The sequence below is a fragment of the Tannerella sp. genome, from assembly GCF_030528505.1.
Classification (GTDB): Bacteria; Bacteroidota; Bacteroidia; order Bacteroidales; family Tannerellaceae; genus Tannerella.
The window spans coordinates 1-12549 of the sequence record NZ_JAUMYS010000036.1; the positions used below are offsets into that span (position 1 = coordinate 1).

The window sequence follows — 12549 nt, forward strand, 5'->3', positions numbered from 1 at the left end:
CATCCGGAACACGAAACAGGTGAAACGGAACCTCAAAAAGCACTTCCGAATCATCCAAACCATGAAACGGAACGTGCGAAAGGGATCATCGAACATCTCCGGAATAGGACGAAGCATAAGACATCTATTCCGAAAGCGCAGAAATATCCGGCGGAAAATCGGAAAAACACATCGAAATCAAAAAAAAATCGATTTTTATTTGGAAAAGAACAAAACACGACGTATATTTACGCGCAAATCGATTTCATAAATTAAAAAAGGAGGTAGAAATGGCCACGATGAAAAACTTAATGGCAGCGCATCCGGGCGAAGAGCAATTGGAACGCAGCCATGTTTTAGTAACGAATTTGGAAAACGAACTGGCGGGACTGATCGTCAATCTGACCGGAGACGACCGGAGCCGTTACGGACGAGTAAACGAGCAGAACAAATTGCTGATCAACAAAGTCAGAGACTATGCACAAATCAGTCCGTCGTTGCGCAGTCCCGACGTAGATTGGGTGGAATTCGAACGGGATTATCAGTCGCGCAACGCAATGGAAGACCTGATTCTGCGGCTGCAAAATCTGGTGACAGGACTGAAAAACAACAAGACATTGCACGATTTCGATAATTATCAGGCAGCCCTCGACGATTATTCCTATACGTGCTATAAAGCCAAAACGTCCGTACCCGGATTCGAAGACAAACGCAAAGAACTGAAACAATTCTTTCCGCGCAATCGAAAAACATCCGAAACACCGGCACCGGACGATAACAACCAACCTATTTAAATATATCCTTTTTTAGGGTGAAACGTGTTTAACTATGAACGACGGGTGTTGGGGAGTGATTCTTCGACACCCGTTTTATTTATTCCCCCCGATCTCGTATCTTTGCCCCGTCAAGCAGATAGAAACCCGACTCGAAAAGAGCGGACGACAACAGAATGAAATAAACGAAGAAAATCATGATGGAAATCAAAAGTGCGGAATTTGTCATCAGCAATACCGACGTGCAGAAATGCCCCGACGGCACACGCCCGGAATATGCCTTTATCGGACGGTCGAACGTCGGCAAATCGTCGTTGATCAATATGCTCACCGCGCGCAAACGATTGGCCATGACCTCGCAGAAGCCCGGCAAGACGCAACTGATCAATCACTTCATCATCAACGACGACTGGTATCTCGTCGACCTCCCCGGCTACGGCTACGCACAGCGAGGCAAAGAAAATCGCGAAAACCTGCGACGCATCATCGAATCGTATATCCTGCGCCGCCCCCAACTGACCTGCCTCTTCGTGTTGCTCGACTGCCGGCACGCACCGCAGAAAATCGATCTCGAATTCATGGAATGGCTCGGCGAAAACGAAGTCCCCTTTGCCATCATCTTCACCAAAACCGACAAAATCGGCAAAGGACGCCTGCAGGAAAATCTCGACACCTATCGTCAAAAAATGCTCGAGACGTGGGAAGAGCTGCCGCCTATCCTTACCTCCTCGTCCGAAAACAGGAACGGACGCGAAGAAATCCTCCATTATATCGACGAAATTAATCGGCAGACAAGAACCCCCTGATTTAACTTTTTTATGTATCTTTGCGGGCATGAACAGAACAAAGAAAAAATGAAAAAGATCATCGGAGTACTTTCGCTCGTGCTGCTTATCGGATGCTCCTCGTCGGGAAAGAGGAAAAACGACGCTTGTAACAATTCGGAATGGTACGGATACGTAAACATCTGCCTCCCCACCATCGACGGAATGAAAGAATGTCGCCTTCACCCTCGTGTGCAGGCTTTCACGCAGAAATATCGCGAAAGCGGCCCCTTGCTCGGATACTATCTGAACGACAAAATACATCAACGGATCGACAGTCTGGGAACGTTTTCGTTCGATAATTACTTCATGCTCTACGGTGACTACAATCGCGAAAACTACGAAGCCTCCGCGACCGACCTGCCCCTCATGCAACAGCAACTCGAACAAAGCCTCGTAGGCACCAACTGGCAGGAACTCGGCCGGCAAGTCGAAGACGTATATAACACCTTGATGATCGGACAGCCTGCCATCATCGAGAAATACAGTCCTCACCCCGATGTACTGACAATGATCGTGCTGATGAAATACCGGCAGGAAGACGGTAAGGAATCGACCGTGATCAGCGCCGCCAACTGCATTTTGGTAAAAAAACGCCTGCTCAATCTGGCCTATTACATGGCATACGACGGAGGCAAAACCATCGATCTGCTCAAACAGCGTAACGACGCTGCCGTACAAAAGCTGATGCAGATCAACCCATAACCGATCTTTCGAAAAGCAATCCGTACCGCAATGGAAAGCCGAAGTGCATGCGTTTTTGCCAAACAACGAGACGGTCAGGAAGCCCCTCTCTTCGAAGGAGGTAATCCCCTGCCCTTCTTTTGGCTCATGCTTTTAAGCGAAGACGATATCCGGCACTACAGCAAAAAAATCAAACAGGCGGCACATACCCGTACGATACCCGACGATACAAGCATAGCACTCGATAAACTGAAAGCCCTCACACGGGCTACGGGACGACGAAGCTACATCGAAAAATATTACACCTCGTGCCTGCCCCTGTTCGACGAATGGATTCACTTCCTGCAAATCTCCGACTTCGCCGACATGAAAATCTACGTCGATCTGTACAAAGTAAGTACCTGCTACACAAACCTCGACGATTTTGAAGAAAGCCTGCAACGAGCCATCACCGGATTCGATCAGGATCGACAGGCATGGTACGAGAATACCATCGCCGGCACTTGCGGCCACGAAGCACGCAACAAAAACAAAAGACGATTCGTCGACTTCTCCCCAAGCTATCGGGACAAAAATAAAAAAGACATCTACGGTCACTTCGATCAGCGTATACATCTGGGCAAAACCATGTCGCCCCGTAAACGAATGATGCTCACCGTGCTTGTACTCACGGCCATCACCCTCCTGATCATCGGGATCATAGCCTTATTATATTGGATGAAATAAAAAATGAACATAAAAATATGGAAACAGTAGTAAGCGGCATCCGCCCCACAGGTAACTTACACTTGGGCAATTACTTCGGAGCGGTCAAAAGTTTTTTGCGCATGCAGGATGAGTATCGGTGTTTTTTCTTTATTGCCGACTGGCACTCACTCACCACCCATCCGCGACCGGAACATATCCGCCAAAGCGTGAAAACCATCCTCGCCGAATATCTGGCCTGCGGCCTCGATCCGCAAAAGGCCACCATCTATGTGCAAAGTGATGTGCACGAGGTACTCGAACTCTATCTCTACCTCAATATGAACGCCTATCTGGGAGAATTGGAACGCGTGACGACATTCAAGGAGAAAGTACGCACACAGCCTAACAACGTCAACGCGGGTCTCTTGACCTACCCTACGCTCATGGCTTCCGACATCTTGATTCATCGCGCGGCCAAAGTGCCTGTCGGGAAAGATCAGGAACAGAATATGGAGATGGCACGTAAATGCGCCCGTCGCTTCAACATGATTTACGAAGTCGACTTCTTCCCCGAACCGGCATCGTTCTACCTCTCCGACAAGGCCGTAAAAGTTCCCGGACTCGACGGATCGGGCAAGATGGGAAAAAGCGAAGGCAATGCCATCTATCTGGCCGATGACGAAAAAACGATCCATAAGAAAGTGATGAAAGCCGTCACAGACTCCGGCCCCACAGTGCCGAACAGCGAGAAGCCCGAAGTGATTCAGAACCTCTTCACCATGATGGAGATCGTATCGACTCAAGAGACGTATACCTATTTCGACGAGAAATACAATAACTGCGAAATCCGCTACGGCGACATGAAAAAGCAGCTCGCCGCCGATATCAACGCGTTTTGTGCGCCGATTCGCGAACGCATCAACGACATCGCCGCCGATCAAGCGTATCTCGACAAGATCGCGGCCGAGGGAGCCGAAAAAGCATCGGCCAGCGCCGCGGCTACGATCGATGAAGTACGTCGTATCATCGGCTTCAAATCTTACCGATAAAATCGTCGACAAAAAGGACAATTCATCTTTTACGCCTGTACTAATTTTAAAACATAAAATAAAAATGAAAAAGACTGGATTATTTTTGATGACCGTTGTACTGCTCGGGACGCTGTCGTGCAATGGAGGAAAAAGTGTAGAAGCCGACGCCTTGTGCGCCGAAAAAGTAGCCGTTGCCGTACAGGCAGCCTGCGATTCGATTCGGGCAGCTCAGCCAGTGAGAGAAAAGAAAATCATTGTGGCACGCGTTACCGTAAAAAGCGGAAAAGAAAAAGCATTTCTCGAGGTGGCAAAGAAACTGGTTGAAGCCACTCGCGCCGAAGAAGGTAATGTCAGCTACACCCTTTATCAGTCGCCGGAACAGCCTGCCGCCTTTATCTTTTACGAAGAATATAAAGATACGGCCGCATTCGAAGCCCATGCTTCGTCCGAACATTTTAAAACTTTTGCCGACGCCATAAAAGATTTGTTGGACGGTGACTTACTGGTTGAGCAATTTTAACCGGCCAATCCATCCGGACAAAAACGTTTTTTTTAAAGAGAAAAAGAAAAAATATTTTTTTTATGTTGTGAAACTTTTTTTTTCTTTTTACCTTTGTCGCGCAAATAAGAAATATCAATCAGGATTTTAAATTTTTAAAGAGATGAAAAAGATTTCAATGTTTATGATGGCTTCGGCCATGGTTATGATGGTTGCTTGCGGTGGTAAGAAAGCTGAAACAACCGAAGGTGAAACGACAGAACCCGTAGCAACGGAAGCTCCTGCTCCCGAAGCTGCTCAAGCTCCTGCCGAAGGAAGTGCTCTGGATCAGTATCTGAGCCTTGTAGATGAAATGGTGCCTTTGTACGAAAAAGTAGCTGCCGGCGATGCTGAAGCAACACAGAAAATGGCTGAACTCGGTCAGAAAGTGCAAAATTTGGCTGCCGACTTGCAGAAAGAAATAGCTAACCTGACTCCGGAACAGGCTCAGAAATTTCAGGATGCTGCAAAGAAGCTGACTGAAGCAGCTCAGAAAATGACATCGAAATAAATATCTATTTTTCGAAGATCGAAAAAGGCTGCCTTTTCCTAAACAGAAAAGGTGGCTTTTTTCGTTATTAGACACCACGTATTCGGAAAAAATGATTTACCCGTTCGTTCCGAATCTACCGAATAGAAAAAATGGTGGTGTGTCATAACGGGCAAACTGCTTCGTTGCTTGCGGAATGAGAGCTCGGTCACATACCTTAGTATGCTCCCTCACCCTCATCCTTAGCGCCTTGCATTTCACCCATTCTTACACACCTGAAGAGGGTGTGCCCAAACATTGCGTTTCGACACACCCTCTTTCATAAGCATACAAAAACACCCAATGGCTGAGCATAAGCATGCTCCCTTGTGGTTGTGCCGTCTTGTCCGAAGCCCCAACCTTTCCGGGAGCGATCAATTTTTTATAAATGTGGATTCACTTTATTCCACTCTGCAACCGGAGGCAAGACACCGAATCCGATCACTTCGTCGCGCATGGCGCAAAGATGCTCGTAGCTCTTTTTCAGGTCGGCCATCTCCGAAAGCGTACCCTCTACATCTTTATATGTACATCCGTCTTTCGTGATTTCGACAGGCATCGCCATCATGATATGGTCGAATCCGCCCGACGACACGTAAGTGCCTGCCGGCCAGCGGAACGCCTCTCCACCCATGGCAGCACGTATCATCTCGACCGATACGTAAGCCGGGCTTTGGAACGAAGAACGTCCGCGCAAGTTGATAATATTGGCGCCGCCCTTGGTCACGCGCTGTTGCAACGCAGCCCATTCTTCAGCCGGCAATTTGTCTGTTCCGATCAGGTCGACCAGCGGTGTACCGTCGATTTTTGCCGTCGAGGCAAAAACAGCCATTTGCTCACCGTGTCCGCCAAACGTACAGCATCCTGTAACGGCGCTCTGCGGCAATTTGAAATACTTCGCCAACTCGCTTTGCAGACGCGTCGAATCAAGTCCTGCCAGCGTCGTTACCTGCGAAGGTTTCAAGCCTGAGTAAACGAGCGTAATCAACCCCGTAATATCTGCCGGATTAAAAATAACGACTACATGCTTGCAATCGGGACAATATTGCTTGATGTTCTTACCCAGTTGCTCAGCTACTTCGGCGTTTCCTTTAAGCAAATCTTCGCGTGTCATACCGGCTTTACGCGCGGCACCGCCCGACGAAATCACGTATTTCGCGTCTTTGAAAGCCTCTTCCGGGCAAGTGGTATACGTGAAGTTCATGCCCTCGAATCCGCAATGACGCATCTCTTCGTACACGCCCTCCAAAGCGGGTTCATACACATCCTGCAAACAAATGTTCGGAGTCAGTCTCATCATCGCAGCCGTCTGTGCCATATTGGAACCAATCATTCCACCGGCACCGACAATCGTCAGTTTTTCGTTCGTTAAGAATCCCATAGTCTTGTTTATTTTTATGTTAGTAAAATGTTTCAGAACGGTACAAATGTACGATTTGTTTTTTAATAAAGAAATTTTTCCGTATTGAATTTATCCGGAAAAGATAAAAAGAAAGAAAATCACGCTGCAACATGCCTCAAGAGGCTGAAAAAACAAAGCGAAGAAGGTTGAGCTTCAAGCTCGATCAAGCTCATTTACAAAACAAAACAGATTGGGTTTACCGTTCAATCTGTCTTTTTCAGGCTCTCTTCATGCGATTTTCGGAACAAATTGTCGTTTTTATCTACACTAAATTCCGTACTTTTGCAAGAAAAAGGAAGAAAGGATGACTACAAACAAGCAAGAAAGCTTACTAGAACAGATTAACTGTCCGGCCGATCTACGGAACCTGCCGGCTAACCGGCTCGAAGACGTATGTGCAGAGTTGCGACAGTATATCATCGACGTGTTATCTAAGACGCCGGGACATTTAGGAGCCAACTTGGGCACGGTCGAACTGGCTGTTGCACTGCATTATGTATTCGACACGCCTGACGACCGAATCGTCTGGGATGTAGGACATCAAGCCTACGGACACAAGATATTGACCGGACGACGCGAAGCTTTCCATACCTTGCGGCGGTATAAAGGACTTAGCGGCTTCCCGAGCCCGCAGGAAAGCGAATACGACGCTTTTATTGCCGGACACGCCTCCAACTCCATCTCAGCGGCGCTCGGCATGGCCACCGCGTTCGAAATAAACAACGAGTCTCACCGTCACGTCGTAGCAGTCATCGGCGATGGCGCCATGACAGGAGGACTTGCTTTCGAAGGGCTGAACAATGCCTCGGCCAACCCGAATAACTTGCTGATTATCCTAAACGATAACGACATGTCCATCGACAATAGCGTCGGCGGACTGAGCCGCTACCTCGTCGACATTACGACGAGCCAAACGTACAATAAGATTCGCTACGATGTGTACCGCAAGCTCCGAAAGCTCAATCTGATTTCGGAAGACCGGCGGGAAAATATTCTCCGCTTCAACAACAGCCTGAAAGCGCTGATTAATCGACAGCACAACCTCTTCGAAGGTTTCAGTATTCGCTATTTCGGCCCGGTCGACGGACACGACGTGAACAATTTAGTACAGAAGCTCAACGACATCAAAGATATGCAAGGGCCTAAGCTGTTGCATATCAAAACGAAGAAAGGAAAAGGCTTTGAGCCGGCCGAACAGTCTGCTATCGAATGGCATGCTCCGGGCTGTTTCGACAAAGAGACCGGGCGCCGCATCGTACCCGAACGCCTCAACCAGCCTCAGCTCTATCAGGATGTATTCGGACATACGTTAGTCGAACTGGCCGAAAAAGACAAACGCATCGTGGGGATTACTCCCGCCATGCCGACAGGCTGCTCAATGGGCTTCATGATGAAAGCGTTCCCCGATCGCGCCTTTGACGTAGGTATTGCCGAAGGGCATGCCGTGACATTCTCCGCAGGCTTGGCCAAGGAAGGAATGATTCCTTTCTGCAACATCTATTCTTCGTTCATGCAACGCGGTTACGATGAAGTGATTCACGACGTAGCCATCCTGAAATTGCATGTCATTTTTTGCCTCGATCGGGCAGGGCTGGTGGGTGAAGACGGAAAGACGCACCACGGTGCCTTCGACCTGGCCTACCTCCGACCGATCCCCAATCTCGTCATCTCATCACCACTCAACGAGATCGATTTGCGTAACCTGATGTACACCGCATACCAAACCCCGGACGGACCGTTCGTCATCCGTTACCCCCGCGGAAAAGGAGAACTGGAGAACTGGCAAAATACGATGGAGGTGCTTCCCATCGGCAAAGGCAGACAACTGCATGAGGGAAGCGATGTAGCGGTGCTTTCTATCGGTTCGATTGGGAACGAAGTGATTAAAGCCGTTCAAATGGCCGAGCAAGAAGGCTTATCAGTCGCTCATTACGACATGATTTTCCTCAAACCGCTCGACGAAGCCTTGCTGCACGACGTCGGGAAACGATTTGCACAGATCATCACCGTCGAGAACGGAACCGTTATCGGCGGGCTGGGCACCGCTGTCGCCGAGTTCATGACTGAACACGGTTATACGCCGCGCATCAGACGTATCGGCATTCCGGATCAATTCGTTGAACACGGAAGCATACCGGAGCTATTCAAAGAATGTGGCATGGACGCGGAAAGCATTTTCCAAACGATTCGCTTAACCCGGAAAGAAAACCAACAAGCCGTAATCGAAATATGAGAGTCCTTATTGCAGGCGCAGGAGAGGTCGGCACCCATCTGGCCAAGATGCTGTCGAGAGAAAAACATGACATCACGCTCATGGATACAGACGAACACAAGCTGGCTTTTGCCCGTTCAGGGATGGAAATATTACCGTTCACAGGCAATCCGACGTCGCTCCGCGATCTCGAAGAGGCCGGTGTGAGCAAAGCCAACCTGTTTGTCAGCGTGACCCCCGAAGAAACCACGAATATCACAGCGTGTATGCTCGGGCACAATCTGGGCGCCCAGAAAACATTCGCCCGGATCAATAATTACGAATATCTCCTGCCCAAGAATAAAGAATTGTTTGAAAAAATCGGTGTCGACTCGATGATTTATCCGGAGATGTTGGCGGCCAAAGAGATTGTAGCAGCCATCAAACGTCCGTGGACACGCCAATACTGGGAGCTGTTCGGAGGACACCTCATCCTTTTGGGTATCAAAGTACGCGACGATGCGCCGATCATCAATCAAACATTGATTCAGCTGCTGGCAAATAACCGGAAGCTCTATCATATTGTCGCTATTCAGCGGGGACACGAGATGATTATCCCCGGTGGACGGGACCATATCGAATCGGGCGATATTATCTTCGTTACCACGACACGCGAATGGATCGAAGAAGTACGCATGAAAACCGGCAAGCAAAATCCGGAAGTAAAAAACATCATCATCATGGGGGGAGGCCGCATTGCCATCCGTGCCAGCCAATACATGCCGGATCACATCCATATCAAGATCATCGAAGCCGACCGCGAAAAGTGTGTACAGATCTCCGAGAAGGTACCCAAGAACGTACTGGTGATCCATGGTGACGGGCGCGACACCGACCTCCTGCGTCAGGAAGGAATACTTAATACGCAAGCATTTGTCGCACTGACAGAAAACTCGAGCACGAATATCCTGGCTTGTCTGGCCGCCAAACGGTTCGGGGTTTACAAAACGATCGCACAGGTCGAAAACCTCGATTATGTTCCGTTGGCTTCGAAGATGGATATCGGTTCGGTCATCAACAAGAAACTGATTGCGGCGAGCCATATCTACCAGTTTCTGCTCGATGCCGATGTCTCGAATGTCAAATGTCTCGCTTTTGCCAACACCGATGTGGCGGAGCTCGTAGCCAAACCCGGCTCGCGCATCACCAAAAAACCGGTGAAGAGCTTGCATCTACCGAAAGATTTGACACTCGGAGGAATGATTCGCGACGGTGTCCCGATGATGGTGGAGGGCAGTACGCAGATTCAGGCCAACGACCGGGTGATGGTCTTCTGTTTCGAATCGGCCATGCGTAAACTCAAAGATTATTTCAACTGATCGGCGATGTTTAAACTGAACACACGATATATCGTCAAGCTGCTGGGAATGACTCATCTGCTTGAAAGTATTTTTATGCTGGCGGCAACCGGTGTGGCCTTGTGGTACGACGGATGCGATTTTTATCCGTTGCTCATTTCGAGTGGAATCATGTCCGGCACGGGGCTTCTTCTGTACCTGATCGGGCGAAAAGGGAACGACGACCGTTCCGGACGCCGGGAAGGTATGCTCAGTGTAGCACTTATGTGGGTGATGTTTGCCTTCCTCGGTATGATGCCTTATCTGATAAGCGGCTACATCGACAATGTAACGGATGCCTTCTTCGAAACCATGTCGGGCTTCACGACCACCGGGGCGACGATCGTGACCGACATCGAGGCGTTGCCGAAAGGACTGCTCTTCTGGCGCAGTCTGACGCAATGGCAGGGCGGTATCGGCATCATCGTGTTTACCGTTGCGCTGATGCCTATTTTCGGCGGCACAGCCTCTCAGCTGTTCGATGCCGAGACACCGAGCATCACCCACGAGCGCTTCCTGCCGCGCATCACGCAGGTGGCCAAACGCCTCTTCGGTATTTACCTGCTGATCACAAGCGTTGTTTTCGGACTGCTCTGGATCGGTCCGATGGACGCTTATGATGCCATCAATCATGCGCTGACGACCGTCTCGACCGGTGGCTATTCCACCAAAAACGCGAGCATTGCCTATTGGCAGTCTCCGTACATCGAGTATGTGATTTGTTTCGGCATGTGCATCGGCGCCACGAATATCACCCTGCTTTATTTTTCGCTACGCAGGCATTGGCATAAACTCGTGCACGACGAAGAGCTCCACTGGTTCTATGCCGTAATTGGCACGGCCACCGTCTTTGTAACCGTGTGGTTGCTTGTTCGGAATCATGAAACGAACATAGAACACGCTTTTCGCCAGTCGTTCTTTCAAATCGCCTCCCTGATCTCGACCACCGGATATCTGACGGCCGATTATACGAATTGGGGCTCTTTCTTCACGATAATCGTGCTCTTTGTTTCGGTCGTAGCCGGCTGTGCCGGATCGACCAGCGGCGGATTAAAGATGGGACGCTTTGTGATCCTGATCAAAAACATGCTCAACGAGTTCAAGAAGCAAACGCACCCCAATGCCGTGCTGCCGATCCGCATGAGCGGTCAGATCATTCCGTCGCACATTGTGCAGCGGGTTTCGACCTTTGCATTCGTCTATGTCGGACTGATTCTGTTGGGAGTAGCAGTACTGCTCCTCGACGGGCTGACTTTTGAAGAAGCCATGGGGGTATCGGTCAGTGCTGTAGGAAACGTCGGGCCGGCGCTCGGACAATATGCCGACGGAAACCTCGCGGCACTGTCAGCCTTTCCTAAATGGCTGCTCTCGTTTCTGATGATGACCGGACGTCTGGAAATTTTTACGATCCTGACGATTCTCCTGCCCGGCTTCTGGAAACGATAAACCCAAATTACGCGATACACAGTTCGGCGTGTACCATTATTTAATGTTAATTGTCATACCGGCTACATGATGCGGCGTGTACCATGCATAACAATTGACAATTAACCATTAACAATTATAATTCAGGCTTACAGCCCTCCGCCGGGATGCGATGCCTTTTCCCCAACGCTTCGCATTGGGCTGAATTAAGGCGCCCTTTCAGGGCTTTTACAGCAATCAGCCTTCAGCGTTCAGTCCTTCGGATGTTTAGTTGTTTAGGTGTTTGTTGTTTAACATTCAACTCAACAAATAAACATTTCAACAACTCAACGCCCGCAAGGCATACAAGGGCTGAAAGCCCGAATTATTTCAGCCCCATCCCGTAAGAGTGGGGTATCGATGTCCGCACCCTATTCAGAGGGCTGAAAGCCTGAATTAAATTCATTATGATTTGTTCTATTGCGGAATCCGGGATAAAACAAAAGCGATGTGCCATCAATCATAGTTTTGACACATCGCTCTCTTTTTTCATGCTACGGCAAAGACCTTGCTCCGGCAGATAGCTCTACGACAACACTAAGCGTCGCTACCTCGACTTAATGATCATGGTGATGATGATCGTGGTCCGGCGCGTCTTTACTCAACACGATATTACGTTCGGGAATGCGCTGCTCGTTTCCGGCCGCATCGGTACAATACACCATCAGGTGATATTTACCGGGTGTGGCGTTCTCCGGAATTTTGATGTCGTGATGATGGATATGCGCGTTTTTCTTCCCCGACACGTCGTAACTTTTCTTGAAAGCGAACGCCACCGTGCCGTCGCCCGATTTCGTGTGGGTATGATTATCGAAATTACTGTGTATTTCGATCAGATACGACTTCAGCATCACATCGTCCGACAAATCCATGTCGAAATGCACGCCGTGCTTATCGCCGATTTTTAACACAGCCCCTTCTTTGGGAGCATTCAACTTGATCTCCGGTTTCGTGACATCCGCTTTCTCGTCTTTGTTGCAAGACATGAACATGAACGAACCGGCTGCCAACAGGCAGACTGCTGAAAAATAAAACTTTTTTCTCATCTTA

Annotated in this window: 12 protein-coding genes; 10 read left to right on the forward strand and 2 right to left on the reverse strand. The window is 49.1% G+C overall.

Going from position 1 to position 12549, the window contains the following annotated elements:
* Positions 1–269: 269 nt before the first annotated feature.
* From Q4A89_RS07020 to Q4A89_RS07050, 7 genes are all read left to right on the forward strand, one after another.
* Positions 270–773: a hypothetical protein gene (locus Q4A89_RS07020; RefSeq protein ID WP_303184532.1), complete on the forward strand. Its 504-nt coding sequence runs from the start codon at positions 270–272 to the stop codon at positions 771–773.
* A 179-nt stretch (positions 774–952) separates the two neighbouring features.
* On the forward strand, positions 953–1558 hold the full coding sequence (gene yihA, locus Q4A89_RS07025) for a ribosome biogenesis GTP-binding protein YihA/YsxC (protein ID WP_303184564.1): 606 nt from the start codon (positions 953–955) through the stop codon (positions 1556–1558).
* A 48-nt stretch (positions 1559–1606) separates the two neighbouring features.
* Positions 1607–2281, forward strand: a complete 675-nt coding sequence (locus Q4A89_RS07030; RefSeq protein ID WP_303184533.1) for a hypothetical protein — start codon at positions 1607–1609, stop codon at positions 2279–2281.
* A 30-nt stretch (positions 2282–2311) separates the two neighbouring features.
* On the forward strand, positions 2312–2986 hold the full coding sequence (locus tag Q4A89_RS07035; protein ID WP_303184534.1) for a hypothetical protein: 675 nt from the start codon (positions 2312–2314) through the stop codon (positions 2984–2986).
* A gap of 17 nt (positions 2987–3003) precedes the next feature.
* A complete protein-coding gene (gene trpS, locus Q4A89_RS07040; protein WP_303184535.1) occupies positions 3004–3996 on the forward strand; it encodes a tryptophan--tRNA ligase in 993 nt (330 codons plus the stop codon).
* Between the two features lie 64 nt (positions 3997–4060).
* Positions 4061–4498 (forward strand): putative quinol monooxygenase, encoded by a 438-nt coding sequence (locus Q4A89_RS07045; RefSeq protein WP_303184536.1) that lies wholly within the window; start codon positions 4061–4063, stop codon positions 4496–4498.
* A 142-nt stretch (positions 4499–4640) separates the two neighbouring features.
* Complete coding sequence (locus Q4A89_RS07050; RefSeq protein ID WP_303184537.1) at positions 4641–5027, forward strand: hypothetical protein; 387 nt, start codon at positions 4641–4643, stop codon at positions 5025–5027.
* Positions 5028–5427: 400 nt separating this feature from the next.
* Here Q4A89_RS07050 and Q4A89_RS07055 read toward each other — a convergent pair whose 3' ends face one another.
* Positions 5428–6426, reverse strand: a complete 999-nt coding sequence (locus tag Q4A89_RS07055; RefSeq protein WP_303184538.1) for a malate dehydrogenase — start codon at positions 6424–6426, stop codon at positions 5428–5430.
* A 325-nt stretch (positions 6427–6751) separates the two neighbouring features.
* Here Q4A89_RS07055 and dxs point away from each other — a divergent pair, with 325 nt between their 5' ends.
* The 3 genes from dxs to Q4A89_RS07070 are packed head-to-tail and all read left to right on the forward strand — an operon-like array spanning position 6752 to position 11481.
* The gene (gene dxs / locus Q4A89_RS07060) at positions 6752–8680 is read left to right on the forward strand and encodes a 1-deoxy-D-xylulose-5-phosphate synthase (RefSeq protein ID WP_303184539.1); all 1929 of its coding nucleotides are present in this window, start codon (positions 6752–6754) and stop codon (positions 8678–8680) included.
* Positions 8677–10017, forward strand: a complete 1341-nt coding sequence (gene trkA, locus Q4A89_RS07065) for a Trk system potassium transporter TrkA (RefSeq protein WP_303184540.1) — start codon at positions 8677–8679, stop codon at positions 10015–10017. The genes dxs and trkA overlap by 4 nt, the downstream gene beginning before the upstream one ends.
* Positions 10018–10023: 6 nt before the next feature.
* Positions 10024–11481 carry a TrkH family potassium uptake protein gene (locus tag Q4A89_RS07070; protein WP_303184542.1) on the forward strand — a complete coding sequence of 486 codons (1458 nt, stop codon included), beginning with the start codon at positions 10024–10026 and terminating at the stop codon, positions 11479–11481.
* A 575-nt stretch (positions 11482–12056) separates the two neighbouring features.
* Here Q4A89_RS07070 and Q4A89_RS07075 read toward each other — a convergent pair.
* Positions 12057–12545: a DUF4625 domain-containing protein gene (locus Q4A89_RS07075; RefSeq protein WP_303184543.1), complete on the reverse strand. Its 489-nt coding sequence runs from the start codon at positions 12543–12545 to the stop codon at positions 12057–12059.
* Between the last annotated feature and the right edge of the window lie 4 nt (positions 12546–12549).